The sequence below is a fragment of the Streptomyces sp. NPDC101776 genome (assembly GCF_044766845.1).
Taxonomy (GTDB): domain Bacteria; phylum Actinomycetota; class Actinomycetes; order Streptomycetales; family Streptomycetaceae; genus Streptomyces.
In genome coordinates this window covers 683,522-704,337 of record NZ_JBIWMV010000002.1, presented here as the reverse complement: position 1 = coordinate 704,337, position 20,816 = coordinate 683,522, and the positions used below count along the sequence as shown (strand labels likewise).

The window sequence follows — 20,816 nt, the reverse complement described above, 5'->3', positions numbered from 1 at the left end:
GCCGGTACCGAAGGAACCGCCATGCCCCTGGCACCCAAGCCCGAAATCCTCGCCGCGTTCGAGACAGCGAAAGGGTTCATGCCGGTCGACGAAGGGCTCGCCCTGTACTCCGCTGCCGTAGAAGCCGGGGGGCTCGGGCTGCCGTTGCTCGAAGTCGGGACGTATTGCGGGCGGTCCACGATCCTCCTCGCCGATGCCGCCCGCGAAACCGGTGTCACCGTGCTCACGCTCGATCATCATCGGGGCAGTGAGGAGCAGCAGCCGGGGTGGGAGTTCCACGACGTGGAGACCGTCGACCCGGAGATCGGGCTGATGGACACCTTGCCCACGTTCCGCAGGACGCTCCACCGGGCGGGTCTGGAGGAGCACGTGGTCGCCCTGGTGGGGCGGTCGCCGCAGGTCGCCCGGATCTGGGGGACCCCGCTCGGGCTCGTCTTCGTCGACGGCGGGCACACCGACGAGCACGCGAACGGTGACTACGAGGGGTGGGCGCCCCATGTCGCCGAGGGCGGGCTGCTCGTCATCCATGACGTGTTCCCGGTCGTCGAGGACGAGTTCACCGGCCAGGCGCCCTACCGCGTGTATCTGCGGGCCCTGGAGTCCGGCGCGTTCACGGAGGTCTCGGCGACCGGCTCCCTGCGTGTCCTACGGCGTACCGGTACCGGCATCTGAGGTCAACTGGGCAGCCCGGCCAGCCACTTGACCAGGTGCTCGTTGACCTCCGCGGGACGCTCCTGCTGGATCCAGTGCCCGCAGCCCTCCAGGATGTGCGAGCCGCGCAGGCCGGGCAGGGTCACCGGGTAGGCGGCGATCGCGTCGGACAGCCAGGTGGTGGAGGCGTCCAGGGAACCGCCCAGGAACAGGGACGGCTGGGTGATGGGTGCGCCGTCGTGGTCGGCGAGGTCCTCCCAGTCGCGGTCCATGTTCCGGTAGCGGTTCAGGGCGCCGGTCAGGCCCGTTCGCTCGAACTCCCCCGCGTAGACGTCGAGTTCGGTCTCGCTCAGCCAGGCGGGCGGTTCGGTCGCCGCCGGGAAACGGTCGCGCAGTGTCCCGCCCTCCCGGGTCACGAAGTGCGGGTCGGGCGTGCCGGGTGCGGGCATCGTGTCGGCGGAGAACGCGGCGTAGAAACCGGCCAGCCAGCCGCGCACGTCGGGTTCGATCTCGGCCTCGGCCCGGCCGGGCCGCTGGAAGTAGGAGACGTAGAACTCCTCGTCCCCGCCCATCCCGGCGAAGATCTCGCTGGGGCGCGGGCCGCCGCGCGGGGCGTAGGGGACGCTCAGCAGTCCTACGGCGCGGAAGACGTCCGGCCGCAGGAGGGCGGAGTGGGCGGCGATGCCCGCACCCCAGTCGTGCCCGACGATCACCGCCGACCGCTCGCCGAGCGCGTGCACCACGGCCACGGCGTCCTCGACGAGGTCGAGCATCCGGTACGCCGACGCGTCCTCGGGCCTCGACGAGCGGCCGTAGCCGCGCACGTCGACGGCGACCACGCGGTGTCCCGCCGCGGCCAGCGCGGGGAGCTGGTGGCGCCAGGAGTACCACGACTCCGGGAAGCCGTGCACCAGCAGGACCAGGGGGCCGGTGCCCTGTTCCACCAGGTGGATACGGCCGGCGGGGGCCGGGACGAGCCGATGCGTGACGTTCTTGACCATGGTGACGAGTCCTCCGTGACGGGGGCCGGTCCGACGATCCTGCGCCCGATCCCGGCGCGCCCACGACTCTTGTTGCCGCTTCGGCAAACCCGCTCCGGGTGGCGGCTAGGGTGACTCCCGTGTCGTACGTAGGTCCGGACTTCGATTCCCCGCAACCCCGCCGTCCCCGTCGAGGGCCCCTGACCGTGGCGCTGGCCGCGCTGGTCCCGGGGGCACTGATCGGATGGTTCGTCTATGAGGCGGTGGCCAGTCCGGGCGGTGACTCGGGCAGCGCGGCCGCCCATTCGTCCGCCACGGCGTCGGGCGCGCCCGCGTCCCCGACGGGTACCGCGTCGAACGACGACAAGCCGCCGAACCCCAGCCCCCTCAAGGGCAAGGTCGTCGTCATCGACCCGGGGCACAACATCACCAACTTCCAGCACACCGCCGAGATCAACCGCAAGGTGGACATCGGCACGAACTGGAAGGAGTGCGACACGACCGGGACGTCGACCAACGCGGGTTATTCGGAAGCCCAGTTCACGATGGACGTGTCCCACCGGCTGCGGACGCTGCTCGAACAGCAGGGCGTCACGGTGAAGTTGACGCACGACGGCGACTCCCCCGCCTGGGGACCCTGCGTCGACCAGCGCGCGAAGATCGGCAACGACGCGCACGCGGACGCCGCGATCTCCATCCACGCGGACGGTGCCGCCGCCGGCGACCGCGGCTTCCATGTGATCCTGCCCGCCTCGGTGCACGCGGGCTCCGCCGACACCCGTGCGATCGTCGGCCCCTCCGCTCTTCTCGGCCGCGGCATCAAGACCGACTACCTTCGGGCGACGGGCGAACAGCTCTCCAACTACGTCGGCGACGGCACCGGTCTCGTCACGCGTGAGGACCTGGGCGGTCTCAATCTGTCAACGGTTCCCAAGGTGTTCATCGAGTGCGGCAACATGCGCGATAGCAATGACGCGGCACTGCTGACGAACAGCGCCTGGCGACAGAAGGCGGCGCAGGGGATCTCTGAGGGAATCGTGAGTTTCCTGCGCGGGTAGCGATCAGCGGGCTGATCCGGGCGGACACCCAGGCAAGGTGGACGATAGGGTCAACCGACGACGAGACGACCTACGAAGGACCTGAAGTGAATATCCGCTCCCTCACACGAGGCGACGGCGTGGTGATCGGAGCAGCGGTATTGCTCTTCATCGCGTCGTTCCTCCCCCTGTACTCCGCTGCGGGTTACTCAGACGCGCCGAACGCGTGGGAGAACCTCGACACCGGTCTCGGCGTCTACATGGGCGGAGTCATCGGCGCCGCCCTGATCGTCGTCAGCCGCTGCCTGCCCCAGCCCCTGAAGCTCGTCGGGCTGGACCTGGGCGCGGTCGGCGTGGCGTTCACCGTGCTCGTCGCGTGGATCCAGTTCTGGGCCCTGGTGGATGTCCCGTCCGGCATCAGCGCCTCCTCCGGTCTCATCCTCGGCTTCCTCGCGGCCCTCGTGCTGGCAGGCGCGGCCGTCGCGAGCCCGCTGGTCCCGCCCCTCCAGGCCGCCCTCGTCCCGGCCCCCAAGCCGGCCGCCCCGCAGCCCTACGGCGCCCAGCCGCCCGGTGGTTACGGCTACCCGGGTGCTCCTGGTGCCGGTGCGCCGCAGCAGCCCTCGTACGGCACCCCGCCGCAACAGGCGCAGGCCGCCCAGCCGTTCGGGCAGCCCGCGCCGGTGCCGGCCGGGGACTTCTCGCCGTTCTGGTTCGCGGTGCCGGTGGCCCGGCCGCTGTTCGCGGAGGACGGTTCGCCGGCGCCGATCGCCGAACTGGCGCCGGGTACCTGGTACTTGGCCGTCGAGCAGCGCGGTCCGGCGCTGGTCGCGCAGACCCAGGACGGCCGTCGTGGCGTCCTCCAGGACACCTCGGGGATCCAGCGCGGCTGAGCCCCTCCCCAGCGTCGACCGCGGCCCCTCGCCCTTCCGGGTGGGGGGCCGTTGTCGTACAGTCGCAGCCGTCGAACGGTTTGCTGACATGCCGTCAGTTCCTTTGCTGTGGAGGCGATATGCGGCTCGGTCTCGCACTCGGGTACTGGGGGCGCGGGCCCTCCGCCGATCATGTGCCGCTGGCCCGGGAGGCCGAGCGGCTCGGGTACGACTCCGTGTGGACGGCCGAGTCGTGGGGGTCCGACGCCTTCACCCCGCTGACCTGGATCGCCGCGCAGACGTCAACGATCAGGCTGGGGACGGCCGTTGCGCAGATGGCGGCCCGCTCCCCGACCACCACCGCGATGCACGCGCTCACCCTCGACCATCTCTCCGGCGGGCGCGTGCTGCTCGGCCTCGGGCTGTCCGGGCCGCAGGTCGTGGAGGGGTGGTACGGACGGCCGTTCCCCAAGTCACCGCTCACCGCGACCCGGGAGTACGTCGAGGTCGTACGGCAGGTGCTGCGGCGGGAGGCGCCGGTCGAGGTGGCCGGGCGCTTCCACGCGCATCCGTACCGGGGCGCGGACGGGACCGGGCTCGGCAAGGCGCTCAAGTCCATCACCCACCCCCTCCGTTCGGACCTGCCCGTGCTGCTCGGCGCGGAGGGGCCGAAGAACGTGGCGCAGACGGCGGCGATCGCGGACGGATGGCTGCCGTTGTACTGGTCGCCGAGCCGGCCCGAGGTCTACGGCACGACCACCTTCCGCGAGGGCTTCCTCGTCGCGCCCATGGCGCAGGTGAAGGTGTGCGACGACGTCGCCGAAGGGCTGCTCCCGGTGAAGATGATGCTCGGCTTCTACATCGGCGGGATGGGGCACGCAGCCCGCAACTTCCACGCCGACCTGATGGCGCGCATGGGGTACGAGGAAGAGGCCCGGCGGATACAGGAGTTGTTCCTCGCGGGTCGCCGGGAGGAGGCCGTGCTCGCCGTGCCGGACGCGTTCGCCGACGAGATCTCGCTCGTCGGGCCGCGTGAACGGATCGCGGAGCGGCTGGAGTTGTGGCGCAAGGGCCCGGTGACGGACCTGCTGGCCCTTGCGCCCGACCCGCATACGCTGCGGGTGCTGGCCGAACTGAACTCCTAGTTCCCGCCCGCCAGTTGCCCGGCCGACGGCACCTTTTCGGTCACCTCGGCACCGGCGCTCTTCCCGGCGTCCTTGACCTTGTTGATGATGTCGTCGAAGGAACTCGCCGTCGCGTCGGTCGAGTCGCCCTTGCGCAGCTTGGACGGCAGGTCCTTCAGCGAGTCGATGCCGGCGCTGAGCGGGGCGACCGCCTTGGCGAGCGTGGGGTCGCCCTTGGCGTTCTTGGTGGCCGCCTTGAGCCGGTTGTACGCGAACGCGCCCGCGAGGCCCGCCTTGACGAGGGCGAACCTGCGTCCGCTCGCGCCCTTCTTGAACTTGCCCGCCTTCCAGGGCTTCACGATCCACTGGTAGGTGGCACCGGCGGCGAGGCCCGCGTTCGCGACGAAGCGGGTCTTGGCGAACTTCTGCCGTTCGGCGGAGGTGCTGGGGCTCGGGGTGGCGGCGGCGACCGCGGCCACCACGGCCGCGGTGTCCTGCGTGGCGTCATCGGTGGCGCTGCCGCAGGCCGTGGCACCGGCGAGCAGGGCGCAGCACAGGGTGAGCGCCACGAAGAGGCGCCGTATCGGTACGGGCACGGGGTCCTCCGGGGTGTTCTCCCCGAGTGGGTGTCCTTACCCCGGCAGCCTCGCCCGGACCGGCCGCGCGCGCCACCCGGCACGGCCGTTCGGGTTCCATCCGGGCGGTTCGGGTTTGAAGCGGCCGGGTTTCATACGGCCGGAAGCGGCAATCCGGTTCCCATGTCCCCCTACTACCGACGTGGTTCGAATTCCGCCGGCAATGTCATCGTGATCATCGCCGACATCATGGCCCTCATCCTGGGCCTCTGGATTCTGATGTACCTCCTGGACGCCAACCGCGCGAACGATCTCGTGCAGTTCGTCCACCGCTCGGCCAACTGGCTCGCCGGCTGGTCCCGGGACCTGTTCACGTTCGACGAGGCGTGGGCGAGGGTTGTGTGCGGTTATGGCTTGGCTGCGGTGGTGTACCTGTTCATCGGGCATGCGATCGCGAACCGGGTCAATCGCTGAGCAACGGGCCGGATTTCGTCTACGGCCCGGTGGGGGCTGAGCGCGCGGTTCCCCGCGCCCCTTAAAAGCAGGTCGGCTTGAACGGCCCGTCTTTTAGGGGCGCGGGGAACTGCGCGACCAGCCCCCACCGGGCCGCACTCAGCAACAATCCGGATCCAGCCCGTTCGGCAGATGCTCCGCCCCAAACACCGCACACGTCGCGTCATGGCCCCCCAGCGCAGCCACCGCGAGCAGCAACGACCCGGCGGTCCACGTGGTCAACTCCCGCGGCCAGACCGCCCCGTCGTCGAAGACATACCCCGTCCAGTACAGCCCGGTCTCCGCGTCACGCAGATGCTGGATGGACTGGAGAATCTCCAGCGCACGGTCGGACTCGCCCAACACCCACAGCGCCAGGGCGAGTTCGGCGGACTCACCCCCTGTCACCCACGGGTTGGGGACGACGCAGCGCACCCCGAGACCGGGGACGACGAACCGGCTCCAGCCGTCCTCCACCCGGGACTTGGCCTCCGTACCGGTCAACGCGCCGCCCAGGACCGGGTAGTACCAGTCCATCGAGTAGCGCCCCTTGTCCAGGAACCGTTCCGGATGGCGGCGGATCGCGTGTCGTAGCGCGCCGACCGCCAACTCCCAGTCGGGCTGGGGCTCTTCACGTTGTTCGGCGATCGCGAGGGCGCAGCGCAACGCCTGGTGGATGGAGGAGGAGCCGGTGAGGAGCGCGTCCGTCGTGTCCGTGCCGTCGTCCTCGCGCTTCCACCCGATCTGCCCGCCCGGCTGCTGGAGACGGAGCACGAACTCGACCGCCGCGAACACCGTGGGCCACAGCCGGTCCAGGAACGTGTCGTCGCCGGTCGCGAGGTAGTGGTGCCACACGCCTACGGCTATGTAGGCGACGAAGTTGGTCTCGCGCCCCCGGTCGGTGACCTCGTGCGGGTCTCCGTCGGCGTAGGCCGCGTACCAGGAGCCGTCCTCGTTCTGGTGCCGGGCGAGCCAGGTGTACGCCCGGTCGGCGGCCTCGTGCTCGCCCGCCGCGTCGAGCGACATCGCGGCCTCGGTGTGGTCCCACGGGTCGAGGTGATGGCCCCGGAACCACGGGATCGCCCCGTCCTCCCGCTGCACGGCGAGGATGCCGGCGACGGTCGCGGCGGCCTCCTCCGCGGTGAGGACCCCGGGCAGGACGAGGTGTTCTGTCCGGGGAGTGGTCACTTGGTCTCCGCCAGCGGCAGGTGCGGCTTGGTCGCGTATGCCACGAAGCTCTTGCCGATCAGCGGGTTCAGCGCCTGTTCGGCGACCCGGGTGGCGAGCGGTTTCTTCATGATGTCCCAGACCAGGAGCTTGTGGTACGCCTGCACGGGCAGCGCCTTGTCGTTGTCCACGCCGAACGCGCACTTCAGCCACCAGTACGGCGAGTGCAGCCCGTGCGCGTGATGGGTCCCGTACGGCTCGAGGCCCGACTCGCGGATCTTCGCGAGGAGTTCGTCCGCCTTGTAGATGCGGATGTGGCCGCCCTCGACCTCGTGGTAGGCGTCGGACAGGGCCCAGCAGACCTTCTCGGGGCCGTAGCGCGGGACGGTGATGGCGATGCGGCCGCCGGGCTTCAGGACCCGGACCATCTCGGCGAGGACGCCCTTGTCGTCCGGGATGTGTTCCATCACCTCGGAGATGATCACGACGTCGAACGACTCGTCGGGGAAGGGGAGTTGGAGCGCGTCGCCCTCCATCGCGGTGGCGGTGGCGCCGGCCGGGGCCTCGCCGGCCTCCTTCATCGCCGCGAACCACTTGGCGACCTCGCGGATCTCCTCGGCGTTCTGGTCGAGGGCGACGACCTGTGCACCTCGCCGGTAGCACTCGAACGCGTGCCGCCCACCGCCGCACCCGAGGTCCAGGACACGGTCGCCAGGGGCGAGCGGGAACCGGGAGAAGTCGACGGTCAGCACGAGGCCCTGCTTTCGGGATAGACGCCGGTAACACTGGTCGGGGAGGGGGAGGGAGCGGTGGTGGCGCCGGGGAGTGCCTCGCGGTACCTGGCCACCGTGCCCTCGGCGGCCTTCGCCCAGGTGAAGCGGGCCAGGACGCGTTCGCGGCCCGCCGCGCCGAGCCGGGCCCGCAGTGCCGGGTCGGCCAGCAGGCGGCTCAGGGCGGTCGCCAGCGCGCCCGGGTCACCCGGCGGTACCGCCAGGCAGGTCTTGCCGTCGCGTCCGGCGACCTCCGGGATCGCCCCGCCCGTCGTGGCGACGAGCGGCGTGGCCGTGGCCATCGCCTCCGCCGCCGGGAGCGAGAAACCCTCGTACAGCGAGGGCACGCAGGCGACCTCCGCCGAGCGGACCAGGTCGACGAGTTCGGCGTCCGAGATGCCCTTGACGAACTCGACGGCGCCTTCGAGGCCGTAGCGCTCGACGGCTTGGGCGACCGGGCCCTCCGTGGGGCGTTTGCCCACGACGATCAGGTGGGCGTCGGGGTGTTCGGTGCGGACCTTCGCGAGGGCCTCGACGAGGTGGACGAGGCCCTTGAGGGGGACGTCCGCGCTGGAGGTCGTCACGATCCGGCCCGGGACCTGGGGTATCGCGGGGTTCGGGGAGAACAGGTCCGTGTCGGCGCCGATGTGGACGACGTGGATGCGGTCGTCGCGGACGCCGAGGTGGTCGATGATCTCCTGGCGCGAGGTGCCCGAGACGGTGAGCACGGAGGGGAGGCGGCGGGCGACGCGCTTCTGCATCCGCGTGAACGCGTACCAGCGGCGCTTGGACATGCGCCCGCGCCAGTTCTCCGCCGCGTCCAGCTCCAACTGCCGGTCCACGGTGATGGGGTGATGGATCGTCGTCACCAGCGGGGCGCCGACGTCGCCCAACAGCCCGTAGCCGAGCGTCTGGTTGTCGTGCACGATGTCGAACTCGCCGCGCCGGGCGCGGAGATGGCGGCGGGCGCGGAGCGAGAACGTGAGCGGCTCGGGGAAGCCGCCGGTCCACATCGTCGCGACTTCGAGGGCGTCGATCCAGTCCCGGTACTCGTCGCGCTTCGGGGTGCGGAAGGGGTCCGGGGAGCGGTAGAGGTCGAGCGAGGGCAGCTCGGTCAGGGAGATGCCGTCGTAGCCCTCGTCGAGCACGGGGTAGGGCTGCGATCCGATGACCTCGACGCGGTGGCCGAGACGGGCCAACTCGCGGGAGAGATGGCGGACATAGACGCCCTGGCCCCCGCAGAACGGGTTCCCCTTATAGGTGAGGAGTGCGATACGGAGCGGTCGCTCTCCCCCACTCTCGACTTCGCTCGACCGGGAGGGACCCCCACCGCCTGCCGAGTCCTCCTGGGGACCCGCCTGACTGGCCTCAGCGGTCACTCTGAGCCCCCTTCTGCCTGCACTGTCCCGCGAGATTACGCCGGGACGCTAATCTAGAACAAGTTTCAGACTTGATCGTCCAGGAGGTTCTGAATCTACCGGCCGGTACGGGCCCTCGGAGAAGTGGATCAGGTGATTCACACCACGGCCGACGCCCTGCCATGATCGGTCCGATCAGTCGCCCTCACCGACAGTCACGGAACGGGAGCCATGCCAGCGCAAGCCAAGCCCGAAGCCACTGCGCGGACCTCGCCGCCCCTCACCGAGCGGCAGGCGGCCCGGCGGCGGCGCATCCTGCACGCGAGCGCGCAGTTGGCGAGCCGGGGCGGTTTCGACGCGGTGCAGATGCGGGAGGTCGCGGAGTCCTCGCAGGTCGCGCTCGGCACGCTGTACCGGTACTTCCCGTCCAAGGTGCATCTGCTGGTCGCCACGATGCAGGACCAGTTGGAGCACATGCACGGCACGCTGCGGAAGAAGCCGCCGGGCGGCGAGAGCGCGGCCGAGCGGGTCGCGGAGACCCTGATGCGGGCCTTCCGGGCGCTCCAGCGCGAGCCGCATCTCGCGGACGCGATGGTCCGCGCGCTGACCTTCGCGGACCGCAGCGTCTCCCCCGAGGTCGACCAGGTCTCCCGGCAGACCACGGTGATCATCCTGGACGCGATGGGCCTGGAGAATCCGACGCCGGAGCAGCTCTCCGCGGTGCGGGTCATCGAGCACACCTGGCACTCGGCCCTGATCACCTGGCTCTCGGGCCGCGCGTCCATCGCGCAAGTGAAGATCGACATCGAGACGGTGTGCCGCCTGATCGACCTGACGGACCCGGAAAACCCTGAGAACCCTGAGAACCCCGAGAACCCGGAGAACAACGGCTGACGCGGAAACGCCGGCCTCCAGGGAGGCCGGTCGTTCACGCGGTGGCGGCGGCCAGTGCCCGATGCCGGTCCGTCACATAGCTTGCCACGGTCTTTCGGTCCGCCGCCATCAACAGGCGCTTCTCGACCGCCCGTTGGACGTCCTGGACCGCTTCGGACAGTCCCGTCTCCAGCTGGCACTCCGCGTCTGCGCGGGCGGTGCGGATCTCGTCGTTGCCGAGCGCACGCAGGGCCCGCTCGTCCGACGCGGCCTTCCGCAGCCGCGCGTCGACGGCCTGCCGGGGCGCCTGGAGGTCCGTCGCCGGGTGCCCCGCCTTCGTCATGCACGAGGACCAACGCCGTACGGCGGAGAGGTAGTTGGAATCCTTCTCCACAGCGCCCAGCACCTGGTTCGCCAGTCCTACGGCTTGGGGCTCCACCGTGTTCCAGTCCGCCCCGTACAGCTCGGCGCGGGCCCGGGCCACACAACCGTCGCTGGAATAGGCCAGGTTGACGCCGTCGGCCAGTCGCAGGCTCACCCGGTGTGCCGGGGTTCCGGTCAACGCCCGTTGCCAGGCGGCCGGATGGGCCTCGCTCGCGGGGACGGGCGTGGACCGCTGGTAGAGGTACTCGCCGACGATGCCGTACCCGTCCTGGGTCGCCTTCTTGACGGTGAGCAGCCCGTAGGGGTTGGTCTCCTCGCCGCGCGCGGACGCGGTGCGGGGCTGTGCCGTGTAGGTCTGGCCGCGGGCGCTCATGCAGGCGGCTACGGCTCGTTCCTCGCGGTCGTGGAGGCGTACGGCGTCGGCGTGGGTGGACGCGGTGACGCCCGACAGGGGACGGACGTCGAGCGCCTCCGGCCCGCGGGCCGGCTGCTCTCCCCCGGGGGAGCAGCCGGCCGCGGTCAGCACAAGGAACACCGCGAGCAGTGTCCGCCGCGCCGTGGTTGTGGTCACACGCACCAGTCGTTGGAGGCGACGTTGTGCCAGTACACGGTGTTCGCCAGGGAGCCGTTGTAGTAGCCCTTGGCGAGGATGTAGCTGGAACCCGTGTAGCCCGTGCCCGAGTAGATCCGGACGTTGCAGCTGCTGCCGTTGTTGTACAGCGACTCGGCGTTGTTGAACTTGTTGTACTGGAGCAGGTTCGAGTTGTCGCCGTAGACCACGCCGGGGTCGCCCGAGCCGTTGACGCCGAGGTAGGCGCAGAGGCCCCCGGAGGGACAGTCCGACAGCGCCGCGCTCGCTGGGGCGGCGGTGATGAACGCGCCGGTGGTGGCCAGGGCCACGCTTCCCAGGGCGATGCCGGCCTTGGCCAGGATCCGCTTCATTCTCTGTGTTCCTCCATCACTCGGGGCGCCGCCCGCAGACCCGAAGTCGCCTGCGGTGCGGGCGAGTTGCCGTGCCCAAGGTGGCGGAGGGAGGTGGTCGGGGAGCTTGCGCAAACCTTGTCCCGCAGGTGGGCAGGTGATTGGGTGCCCGGTGGAGAACCTGTGAAGCGCGTGGGGTGGGACGGTGGGGACGGCGTGAGGGGATTTCGGCTGCTGGGGCCCGTGGAGTTATGGGTCGCGGGCCGTCCGGTGGATCTGGGTCCCGCGAAGCGGCGTACGGTCCTGGCCGCGCTGCTGGTGGACGCGGGGCGCTGGGTGGCGGCCGAGACGCTGATCGACCGGGTCTGGGGCGAGGATCCGCCGGCGCGGGGGCGCGGCACGCTCTACGCCCATGTCGCGCGCATCCGCCGGGTGCTGGCGGACACGGGTCCGCTGCCGTCGTCCGAGGGCTCTGAACTCCCTCCCGCTGCCGTGGAGTTGGTGCGCGGCCCGGCGGGCTATCGGCTCGATGTCGCGGCGGACCTGGTCGACGTACACCGTTTCCGGCAGCTGGTCGCACGAGCCCAGCGGGCCGAAGTTCCCGACGCGGCGCGGGTGTTGACGTTGCGGGAGGCGATGGGGCTGTGGCAGGGCACGCCGCTGGCCGGGCTGCCCGGTGACTGGGCGGCGCGGACGCGGGAGAGCTGGCTGCGCCAGTACGTCGACGCCGTGCTCGTCTGGGCGGACGCCGAACTCCGGGTCGGTGGGCACCTGGTGGTGGTCGACGCGCTGTCCGTACTCGTCGCCGAGCACCCGCTGGTCGAGCCGCTCGCCGTCGCGCTGATCCGGGCACTGCACGCCGCCGGGCGGGCCCCGGAGGCACTGGCCTGCTACGCCTCGCTGCACAAGCGGCTGGCCGACGAACTCGGCACGGGCCCGGGGGCGGAGGCCCGGCAGGCGCACCAGGCGGTCCTCGGCGGGAAGGCCGCCCCGCGCCCGCAGTCCGGGGCCGGTGGCGGACGCGTGAAGGTGGTACCCGCCCAACTCCCCCTGGAGGCAGCGGGGTTCACCGGCCGCGAGGAGGAACTGGCCCGGCTGGAGAAGGTCTTGGGAGCGGGCGCGGGCACGGTGCGGCCGACCGCGGTGGTGGTCTCGGCGGTGTCCGGGACGGCGGGCGTGGGCAAGACGGCGCTGGCGGTGCACTGGGCGCACCGGGCCCGGGACCGGTTCCCCGACGGGCAGTTGTATGTGAACCTGCGCGGCTACGACCCCGAGCGGCCACTGACCGCCCCCGACGCGCTGGTCCGGTTCCTGATCGCGCTCGGGGTGTCCGAGCAGGACATCCCTGCGGAGCCGGACGACCGGGCGGCGCGCTACCGCACGGAGGTCGCGGACCGGCGCATGCTGATCGTGCTGGACAACGCGGCCACGGTGGAGCAGGTCCGGCCGCTGCTGCCCGGCACCGGTTCCTGCGCGGTCCTGGTGACCAGCCGCGACAGCCTGGCCGGGCTGGTCGCGCGGGAGGGCGCCCAGCGTCTCGACCTCGACCTGCTGCCCGCCGACGCCGCCCGCACGCTGCTGCGCCGGCTCATCGGCCCCCGCGCCGAGGCCGAGCCCGAGGCGGTGGACACCCTCGCCTCGCAGTGCGCACGGCTGCCACTGGCACTGCGCGTCGCCGCGGAACTGGCCGCCGCCCGCCCCGGCACCCCGCTGACCGACCTCGTCGCCGAACTCGCCGACCAGCAGCGGCGCTTGTACCTCCTGGACGCGGAGGGCGACCCCCGGGCGGCCGTCGTCACGGTGTTCTCCTGGTCGCTGCGCCAACTGCCCACGGAGGCGGCGCGCACGTTCCGGCTGCTCGGCCTGCATCCGGGCCCGGATCTCGACGCGTCCGCCGCCGCCGCGCTGACCGGCAGTTCCACGGCGGATGCCCGCCGTGCGCTCGACGTCCTCGCCCGCGCCCATCTGGTCCAGCGCGCGGACGCGGCAGCCGCACCGACCGGCGCGTCCCCGGACCTGTCCCCTCTGGAAGCCGGGGGCATTTCTAACCGGTCAAAGCCCAAGACGGTGGTTAGTTCTACCCCCAGCTTCCAGCAAGCCCCCACCCCCACCCGACTCGCCCCACGCACGCACACCCCCCGCTACGGCATGCACGACCTGCTCCGCGCCTACGCCGCCCGGCTCGCCTCCGCGCAGGACTCGCCGGAGGATCGCGACGCGGCGCTGGACCGGCTCTTCGATCACTACCTCGCCAGCGCGGGTGCCGCCATGGACCAACTGCACCCGGCCGAGGCCCACTTGCGCCCCGCCGCGCCCGAAACCGCGAGCCCTGTCCCCGACTTGTCCGATCCTGATGCCGCGCGCGCCTGGCTGGTCGCCGAGCGGGTGTGTCTGACGGCGATGTCCGCGCACACCGCCGCCCATGGCCGGCCCACGCACGCCATCCGGCTCTCGCTGACCCTGTACCGCCATCTCATCAGCGGCCACCACACCGACGGCCTCACGATCCACGGGCACGCGCGTGACGCCGCCCGGCTGATCGGCGACCCGGCGGGCGAGGCCCGCGCGCTGCTCGGGATCGGCACCGCCCACTACCAACTCGCCCGGCACGAACCGGCCCGCCGGCATCTCCAGGAGGCGCTGACCCTGTTCCGGCAGGCCGGTGACCCCACCGGTGAGGCACGCGCGCTGGTCAACCTCGGCCTCGTGGACGAACGCCTGGGCCGCTTCCGGTCGGCCGTCGAGTACCTCGAACAGGCGCTGCACCTGTACCGGAGCATCGAGGACACGTCGGGCGAGTCGATCGCCCTCAAGAATCTCGCCCACGTAGAGGGGCAGTTGGGCCACTACGGCCCGGCCGCCGACCATCTCCAGCAGTCGCTGACGCTGCTGCGCCGCACCGGCAACCGCTACCTGGAGGCGCACGCGCTCATGGACCTCGGCACGGTCGAGACCCGGCTCGACCGGCTCGACGAGGCCGCCCGGCACCAGGAGCAGGCGCTCGCGCTGATGCGGGAGGTCGGCGACGGGTACGGCGAGGCCGGGGCGCTGCACGGCCTCGGCATCGTGCACTCGCTGCGCGACCGGCACGCGCGGGCCGCCGAGTACCACCGCCAGGCACTCGCCCTCTACGCCCAGAACGGCGACCGCGACGGCGAGACCAGAGCTCTCAACGGCCTGGGCGAGGCAGCCCGCGCCTCCGGCCGCCCCGCCGACGCCCTCGCCCACCACACCGACGCCCTCACCATCGCCGAGGACATCGGCAACCCGGGCCAACAGGCCCGCGCCCACGCCGGGTTGGCCGAGGTGCACGTCGCGCGCGACGACACCGACACCGCCGTCCGGCACTACGAACGCGCGCTCAGCCTGTACACCGAACACGGCATGCCGGAGGCCGACACCATCAGGGCGCGGCTGGCCACGGTCACCGGCACCGGCACCGGGGACTGAAGCGAAGGCGTCACTCCTCCGGTGGGAACACCGGCTCCCCGCTCCCCAGCAGCGTGATCATGATGGCCTCCACCGGGCAGCCCTCCGCCGCCGCGAGGATCTCCTCGTTGGCGTCGGTCTCCGGGGCGGCCGGGTGGGACTGCATGGCCGAGTCGAGGTGGAAGCGGTCGGGCGCCTGGTGGGTGCACTGGGCCGAGCCGATGCAGATGGAGCGGTCGACCTCTACCTGCCAGCGGTCCCCCATCGCCCGTTCACCCCTCCCAGCCGGCCGGCAGGTGGATCATCTTGTGTTCGAGGAACTCGGAGTAGCCCTCGGGCCCGAACTCCCGTCCCACACCGCTGTTCTTGTAGCCGCCGAAGGGGCCGAGCATGTCGAGGCTGAAGGTGTTGACGTTGTAGGTGCCGGTGCGGACCTGCCGGGCGATGTCGATGCCGTGGGCCACGTCGCCGGTCCAGACGCTACCGCTCAGCCCGTAGTCGGAGTCGTTCGCGATCTTCACGGCCTCGGTCTCTTCGCCGTACGGGAGGAGGCAGATGACCGGGCCGAAGATCTCCTCGCGGGCGATGCGCATCGAGTTGTCGACGTCGCCGAAGAGGGTCGGCTCGACGTACCAGCCGTGGTCGAGACCGGGTGGACGGCCGCCGCCCGTAAGGATCTTGGCGCCTTCCTCCTGGCCGATGCGGATGTAGTCGAGGTTGCGCTGCTGCTGGCGTTTGGCGACGAGCGGGCCGACCTGGGTCGCCGGGTCGAGCGGGTCGCCGACCACCAGCGCGCTCGCCGCCGCCGCGAAGGCGTCCGCGAACTCGTCGTAGCGGGAGCGCGGTACGAGGATGCGGGTCTGGGCGACGCACGCCTGGCCGTTGTTCATCCAGGCCGAGGAGACGATGCCGGGGACGGTCGTCGTGATGTCCGCGTCGGGCAGCACGATCGCCGCCGACTTGCCGCCCAACTCCAGTGTCACGCGGGTGAGATTGCGGGCGGCGACCTCCATCACGCGCCGGCCGGCCGGGACCGAACCGGTGAAGGAGACCTTGTCGATGCCGGGGTGTCCGACGAGGTACTCGCTGACCTCGCGGTCGGCGGGGAGGATCGACAGGACGCCGTCCGGCAGCCCCGCCTCCTTCGCTATCTCGCCCAACAGATAGGCGTCCAGGGGTGTTTCGGGCGACGGCTTCAGGATCACCGCGCAGCCGGCGAGCAGCGCGGGCGCGAGCTTGGCGGCGGCCACGAACTGCGGGACGTTCCACGGCACCACGGCCGCGACCACCCCGACCGGCTCGCGGCGGACGAGGATCTTGCCGAGGACTCCGTCGCGGTACTCCTCGTACGTGCTGTGCCCACCCGGGGGACGACCCCCGGAACCCCCGAAAGTCTTCGCGACGGTGATCGCCGCGTCCCACACCATCATCGCGCCGAGCGCCTGCCCGAGGATGCTCCAGGAGTACGGCGACCCGTTCTCGGAGGAGATGACGCGGCCGATCTCCTCGTACCGTACGGCGATCGCGTCCTTGATGCGGGTGACGACCGCGAGCCGTTCGTCGAGGGTCAGGCGCGGCCAGGGTCCTTCGTCGAAGGCCTTGCGGGCCACGGCGACGGCCCGGTCCACGTCCTGGCTCGACGCGTGCGGCACGCGTCCGATGACCTCCTCCGTGTGCGGGGAGATCACCTCGATGACGTCCGTGCCCAGGGGGTCGGTCAACTCCCCGCCGATGAACAGCTGTCGGTGTTCCACGAGCTCTGTCATGGCCGAACGCCTCCCCGGTACCACTGTCTGACGCTCCATCAGATACGAAGACTGAATACCAGTTCCGGTCGATGGAGTCCACGTATAGTGGCCGGAAGGCGGCGATTGGGGAGTCCATGACGTCCACGGGTCAGGTCCACGACCACGGCGGCGGTGTTCGTTCCATCGAAGTCCCCATCCCCGACAACCCACTTGGGACCACGCTCGTCTACGTCGTCGACACCGATCGTGGACCGGTCCTGGTCGACACGGGCTGGGACGACCCGACGTCGTGGGACACGCTGGTCGAGGGGCTCGCGGCCTGCGGTACGGAGGTCGGCGAGGTCCACGGTGTGGTCATCACGCACCATCACCCCGACCACCACGGCCTGTCCGGGCGGGTGCGTGAGGCGTCCGGGGCGTGGCTCGCGATGCACGCTGCGGACACGGCGATCGTGCGGCGGGCCCGTTCGACCGAACCGGGCCGCTGGCTGGCGTACATGACCGCGAAGCTCACGGCGGCCGGTGCCCCCGAGGAGCACCTGGCGCCCCTCCGAGCCGCCCGCCCGCGCAGCGTGCCGGGACTCGCGCCCGCGCTGCCCGACCGGGAGATCGTCCCCGGCGAACTCCTCGACCTGGCGGGTCGCCGGCTGCGCGCGATCTGGACCCCGGGCCACACACCCGGGCACGTCTGCCTGCATCTGGAGGAGGACCACCCCGCCCAACTCCCCGGCCACGGGCGGCTGTTCTCCGGCGACCACCTGCTCCCCGAGATCACCCCGCACATCGGCCTGTACGAGGACCCGGACGACACCACGATCGCCGACCCGCTCGGTGACTACCTCGACTCCCTGGAGCGCGTCGGCCGCCTCGCCCCCGCCGAGGTGCTCCCGGCCCACCAGCACACCTTCACCGACGCGCCCGGCCGCGTACGGGAGTTGCTCACCCACCACGAGGACCGCCTGACCGGCCTGCTCGCCCTCCTGTCGGAACCGCTCACCGCCTGGCAGGTCGCCGAGCGGATGGAGTGGAACCGCCCCTGGTCCCAAATCCCCTACCAGTCACGGAACATCGCCGTGTCCGAGGCGGAGGCCCATGTGCGGCGCCTGGTGAAGCTGGGCCAGGCGGAGGTCATGACGGGGAGCGACCCGGTGACGTACGTGGCGGTGTGAGTCACCGACTCCCTGTCGCCGACTCCCCTTCGCCGGCTCTCCGTCACCGGCTCCCGTCACCGGCTCCCGTCACCGACCGCCCGGCCAGTTCGTCGCGTACGCGATTGCCTCGTCGTACGACATGGTCAGGCCTGCCCGGTATTCGTGCTGGTAGGCGAGGTCGCCGAGGTGTTCGCGGACGCGGAGTTCGCAGGTGCGGCGGGTGGCGATGAGGTCGGGGGAGTCCATCTGGGCGCGGCCGGTGAGTTCCCAGAGGCGGGTGCCGATGCCGAGGAGGCGGGCGGCGCGGTGGGCGTCGCCGGTGGTGACGACGGCGGTGGCCAGGAGATCGAGGGACATGGCGGCGCCGACGGTGTTGTGCAGCAGGGCGTGGCCCGCGACGGAGGTGCGGGCGCCGCGCACCGCGGCCGGTACGTCGCCGTACGCCAGGTCGGCCTGGGCGATGAGGTAGTCGGCGAAGGCCCCGCACCAGTACTCGCCCTGTTTGCGGCTGGCGCCCCGCACCTCGTCGGCGACCTCACGGCCGCGTTCGTACTCGCCGCGCAGCACATGCGCGAGGGACAGCGCGAGCCGCGCCTGGAGCTGGGCGGCGCCGAACGCGTCGTCCTGTATGGGGAGTCGGGGCGCGGCGGCGAGGACGTCGATCGCCTCGGCCTGCCGCCCGGTGAGGGCCAGTTGGCCGCCCCTGAGGTAGACGGCGGCGACCATGGCGACCGGTGAGCCCTGTTCGCGGGCCGCGTCGGCGCAGCGCACCGCCCAGTTGGCCGCCGCCTCCTGGTCGCCCTGAAGGATGGCGACCGCGCCGCGCGACCACAGGGCCAGGGTGCGGCCGTGGCCGGGCGGCGGGTCGGCGGCGAGGGCCTGGTCGAGGCAGTGCCGGGCCTCGCGGAGGTAGCCGCAGTGCCGCCACAGGAATCCGACCTGGCCCGCCATCTCCACGGCCGCCGTCCGGTCCGGTCCGGCGAGCGCGCTCTCGACGGCCGCCCGGAAGTTGGCGTGTTCGCTCAACACCCGTTCGCACCAGGCGACCTGCCGTCCGGTGTTCCACTCGGCGCAGCCCTGGTGCGCGAGCCGCGCGTAGTGCTCGCGATGCCGGCGTCGTACGGCGCGTTCCTCACCGAGCGCGTACAGCCAGTCGGTGCCGTACTCGCGCACGGTGTCGAGCATCCGGTAACGGGCCGAGATGACGGGGTCGGGCAGGACGATGGACTGGGCGACGAGCCGGGCGAGCAGCCCGGGGATCCGCTCCGGGGCCAACGGGCCGCCCGCGCACACCTGTTGGGCGGTCTCCGCGCAGAAGCCGCCGGTGAAGACGGACAGCCGCGCCCACAGCAGGCGTTCGAGCGGGGCGCAGAGTTCATGGCTCCAGCCGATGGCGGTGCGCAACGTCCGGTGCCGGGGCGGGCGTTCACCGGGGTCGGAGGCCAACAGGTCGAGGGGGGACGGCACATCGGAGGGCGCGGGCCCGTCCGTGGGTGAGGGCAGGCGTTCGCCGAGCCGGGCGTGGAGCTGGTCGAGGGTGAGGTCGGCGAGGCGGGCGGCGGCGAGTTCGAGGGCGAGGGGGATGCCGTCCAGGCGACGGCAGACGGCGGCGGCGGTGGCCCGGGCGGCCAAGTCGCCGTCACCGAGCGGGCGTCCGGCGGCTGCGGCCCGCTCGGCGAACAGGGTCACGGCGTCACCGGCGGCGAGGTCACCGGCCGCGGCTGTTCCACCACTGCTGACCGTGCCGCCGTCCACCGGCAGTGGTTCGAGGTGGAGTACCTCCTCGCCGGGCAGCGCGAGGCGTTCCCGGCTGGTGACGAGGACGCGCAGGTCGGGCAGCCGGGCCAGCAGGGCGGCGGCGACCCTGGCACAGTCGGCGAGGAGGTGTTCGCAGGAGTCGAGGACGAGCAACAGCCGTTTGCCGTGGGCCCATTCGGTGATGACGTCGATCACCGGGCGGGTGGACTGGTCGGCGAGCCGGAGGGTCTCCATGACGGCGAGGTCCACTATCCCGACGGCGCGCAGCGGGGAGAGTTCGGTCAGCCAGACCCCGTCCGGGTAGGCGTCCCGGACCTCGGCCGCCGCGCGCAGCGCGAGCCGGGTCTTGCCGACCCCGCCGACGCCGACCACGCTCACCAGCCGGGCCGCCGGACCGGCACCCGGATCCCGGGACGAGCCCGGGTCCGGGTCCAACGCGGCTTTGAGCAGGGCGAGTTCCGCGCGCCGCCCGACGAAACTATGTCTCTCGGGCGGCAGATTCCCGAGGTTCCCGGTGTTCGGGTGAGTCGTGTCCGGCACGAGGCCCAGTGTGTCCGGAGGTCACCGGCGCCATGCGCGGGTCCCGGAACGCGGTCCACGGCTGCCCGAAAGAGTCGTAGGAGTGCCGGATCCGCTGTTCTTTCAGATCGTTTACGCGCCCAGCTTGAGCAACAGGTCGGTCAGTTCGGCCGGCTTGGTGACCATGCAGTCGTGGCCGGTGTCCAGTTCCCACACCTGCGCCGGGGTGCCGTTGGGCTGGGTCGCGGGGACGGGGCGGCGCTCGAAGCCCTCCGGTTCGTCGGCCACGCAGTGGATGTGCGTCCGGGGGATCCTGTTCGCGGCGGGGTTGTCCAGCCGGACGGGTTGCTGGAGGCAGCGCGCCGACTGGTCCGAGAGCAGCGTGCGCAGCCAGGCGACGTCCGCCGGGTCGGTGACCCCGAACAGGCCTGCGGGCGGGGGCAGTTCGGGCAGCGGCGGAATCCGCCAGCCGGTGCCGGACCGCTCGGCGAGATCGATCAGGGTCTGGGTCACCGGCATGATGTCGGTCGCGCTCTCACCGTCCTCGGGGACCATCGCGTCGAGGTAGACCAGGTCGGCGATCCGGTCCGGCACCCGGTCGGCCGCCGACGCGACGACCAGCCCGGCGTAGCTGTGCCCCACGAGGACCACCTCGGTGAGGTCCTCCTCGGTGATCAGCCCGACGACGTCGTCGACGTGGGTGTCGAGGCCGACCTCGGGGCCGAGCAGGTGCGCCTTGTCGCCGTGGCCGGTCAGCGAGGGCGCGAACACCCGGTGTCCGGCCGCCGTCAGCAGCGGGATCACCCGCTTCCAGCTCTCCCCGCCGTGCCAGGCACCGTGGACCAGTAGATACGTGGACATGGGCATCGCTCCTCGTGGTGGTGGCCGGTGCCGCCGATCGGCGCGCCTTCTGCCGGCCACCGGTCACGCTGCCGCCCGGGCCGCACCCCAGCCAGGGCCCCGCCGACCCTGGGGGTGACAGGACCAGGCACGCGCACGCCGCCCGAATT

Annotated in this window: 19 protein-coding genes; 8 read left to right on the top strand and 11 right to left on the bottom strand. The window is 71.7% G+C overall.

Translation table 11 applies throughout. The features are described 5' to 3' along the window. Positions 1–21 precede the first annotated feature (21 nt). Positions 22–672: a class I SAM-dependent methyltransferase gene (locus ACIRRY_RS08960; protein ID WP_403969525.1), complete on the top strand. Its 651-nt coding sequence runs from the start codon at positions 22–24 to the stop codon at positions 670–672. A 2-nt stretch (positions 673–674) separates the two neighbouring features. Here the strand turns inward: ACIRRY_RS08960 and ACIRRY_RS08955 are convergent, their stop codons facing one another. Further along, a complete protein-coding gene (locus tag ACIRRY_RS08955) occupies positions 675–1,652 on the bottom strand; it encodes an alpha/beta fold hydrolase (RefSeq protein WP_403969522.1) in 978 nt (325 codons plus the stop codon). 119 nt (positions 1,653–1,771) lie between these two features. Between ACIRRY_RS08955 and ACIRRY_RS08950 the strand changes: the two genes are divergently transcribed. The 3 genes from ACIRRY_RS08950 to ACIRRY_RS08940 all read left to right on the top strand — a co-directional run bounded on the left by ACIRRY_RS08950 (position 1,772) and on the right by ACIRRY_RS08940 (position 4,682). Next, the gene (locus ACIRRY_RS08950; protein WP_403969519.1) at positions 1,772–2,689 is read left to right on the top strand and encodes an N-acetylmuramoyl-L-alanine amidase; all 918 of its coding nucleotides are present in this window, start codon (positions 1,772–1,774) and stop codon (positions 2,687–2,689) included. Between the two features lie 86 nt (positions 2,690–2,775). Further along, positions 2,776–3,558 (top strand): hypothetical protein, encoded by a 783-nt coding sequence (locus ACIRRY_RS08945; RefSeq protein ID WP_403969516.1) that lies wholly within the window; start codon positions 2,776–2,778, stop codon positions 3,556–3,558. A gap of 119 nt (positions 3,559–3,677) precedes the next feature. Continuing rightward, the gene (locus tag ACIRRY_RS08940; protein ID WP_403969513.1) at positions 3,678–4,682 is read left to right on the top strand and encodes an LLM class F420-dependent oxidoreductase; all 1,005 of its coding nucleotides are present in this window, start codon (positions 3,678–3,680) and stop codon (positions 4,680–4,682) included. Here the strand turns inward: ACIRRY_RS08940 and ACIRRY_RS08935 are convergent. Next, entirely contained in the window at positions 4,679–5,257 is a 579-nt protein-coding gene (locus ACIRRY_RS08935) for a hypothetical protein (RefSeq protein WP_403969510.1), read from the bottom strand. The genes ACIRRY_RS08940 and ACIRRY_RS08935 overlap by 4 nt on opposite strands. Positions 5,258–5,419: 162 nt before the next feature. Here ACIRRY_RS08935 and ACIRRY_RS08930 point away from each other — a divergent pair, with 162 nt between their 5' ends. Next, complete coding sequence (locus tag ACIRRY_RS08930) at positions 5,420–5,710, top strand: hypothetical protein (protein WP_403969508.1); 291 nt, start codon at positions 5,420–5,422, stop codon at positions 5,708–5,710. Positions 5,711–5,848: 138 nt separating this feature from the next. Here the strand turns inward: ACIRRY_RS08930 and ACIRRY_RS08925 are convergent, their stop codons facing one another. Genes ACIRRY_RS08925 through ACIRRY_RS08915 form a run of 3 tightly spaced genes read right to left on the bottom strand, consistent with a single transcriptional unit; the run spans position 5,849 to position 9,044 of the window. Beyond that, a complete protein-coding gene (locus ACIRRY_RS08925) occupies positions 5,849–6,916 on the bottom strand; it encodes a prenyltransferase (protein WP_403969505.1) in 1,068 nt (355 codons plus the stop codon). Then, positions 6,913–7,647: a class I SAM-dependent methyltransferase gene (locus ACIRRY_RS08920; protein ID WP_403969502.1), complete on the bottom strand. Its 735-nt coding sequence runs from the start codon at positions 7,645–7,647 to the stop codon at positions 6,913–6,915. The genes ACIRRY_RS08925 and ACIRRY_RS08920 overlap by 4 nt, the downstream gene beginning before the upstream one ends. Next, a complete protein-coding gene (locus ACIRRY_RS08915; RefSeq protein ID WP_403969499.1) occupies positions 7,641–9,044 on the bottom strand; it encodes a glycosyltransferase family 4 protein in 1,404 nt (467 codons plus the stop codon). Before ACIRRY_RS08915 ends, ACIRRY_RS08920 begins: the two co-directional genes overlap by 7 nt. A gap of 210 nt (positions 9,045–9,254) precedes the next feature. Here ACIRRY_RS08915 and ACIRRY_RS08910 point away from each other — a divergent pair, with 210 nt between their 5' ends. Next, a complete protein-coding gene (locus tag ACIRRY_RS08910; RefSeq protein WP_403969496.1) occupies positions 9,255–9,917 on the top strand; it encodes a TetR family transcriptional regulator in 663 nt (220 codons plus the stop codon). 34 nt (positions 9,918–9,951) lie between these two features. Here the strand turns inward: ACIRRY_RS08910 and ACIRRY_RS08905 are convergent, their stop codons facing one another. Further along, positions 9,952–10,851 (bottom strand): hypothetical protein, encoded by a 900-nt coding sequence (locus ACIRRY_RS08905; RefSeq protein ID WP_403969493.1) that lies wholly within the window; start codon positions 10,849–10,851, stop codon positions 9,952–9,954. Beyond that, positions 10,848–11,222, bottom strand: coding sequence for a peptidase inhibitor family I36 protein (locus ACIRRY_RS08900; RefSeq protein ID WP_403969490.1), 375 nt, complete (start codon positions 11,220–11,222; stop codon positions 10,848–10,850). Before ACIRRY_RS08900 ends, ACIRRY_RS08905 begins: the two co-directional genes overlap by 4 nt. A gap of 195 nt (positions 11,223–11,417) precedes the next feature. Between ACIRRY_RS08900 and ACIRRY_RS08895 the strand changes: the two genes are divergently transcribed. Further along, a complete protein-coding gene (locus ACIRRY_RS08895) occupies positions 11,418–14,651 on the top strand; it encodes an AfsR/SARP family transcriptional regulator (RefSeq protein WP_403969487.1) in 3,234 nt (1,077 codons plus the stop codon). 10 nt (positions 14,652–14,661) lie between these two features. On the opposite strand, the gene ACIRRY_RS08890 is transcribed toward ACIRRY_RS08895, so the two are convergent. Both ACIRRY_RS08890 and ACIRRY_RS08885 read right to left on the bottom strand, forming a co-directional pair. Next, complete coding sequence (locus tag ACIRRY_RS08890; protein WP_403969484.1) at positions 14,662–14,895, bottom strand: ferredoxin; 234 nt, start codon at positions 14,893–14,895, stop codon at positions 14,662–14,664. Between the two features lie 7 nt (positions 14,896–14,902). Next, positions 14,903–16,396, bottom strand: coding sequence for an aldehyde dehydrogenase (locus tag ACIRRY_RS08885; protein WP_403969481.1), 1,494 nt, complete (start codon positions 16,394–16,396; stop codon positions 14,903–14,905). 116 nt (positions 16,397–16,512) lie between these two features. Here ACIRRY_RS08885 and ACIRRY_RS08880 point away from each other — a divergent pair, with 116 nt between their 5' ends. Next, positions 16,513–17,547 carry an MBL fold metallo-hydrolase gene (locus ACIRRY_RS08880; protein WP_403969478.1) on the top strand — a complete coding sequence of 345 codons (1,035 nt, stop codon included), beginning with the start codon at positions 16,513–16,515 and terminating at the stop codon, positions 17,545–17,547. Positions 17,548–17,616: 69 nt separating this feature from the next. Here ACIRRY_RS08880 and ACIRRY_RS08875 read toward each other — a convergent pair whose 3' ends face one another. Together ACIRRY_RS08875 and ACIRRY_RS08870 are read right to left on the bottom strand one after the other, a co-directional pair. After that, positions 17,617–19,827 (bottom strand): ATP-binding protein, encoded by a 2,211-nt coding sequence (locus ACIRRY_RS08875; RefSeq protein WP_403969475.1) that lies wholly within the window; start codon positions 19,825–19,827, stop codon positions 17,617–17,619. A 111-nt stretch (positions 19,828–19,938) separates the two neighbouring features. After that, a complete protein-coding gene (locus tag ACIRRY_RS08870) occupies positions 19,939–20,667 on the bottom strand; it encodes an alpha/beta fold hydrolase (RefSeq protein ID WP_403969472.1) in 729 nt (242 codons plus the stop codon). Positions 20,668–20,816: the final 149 nt, after the last annotated feature.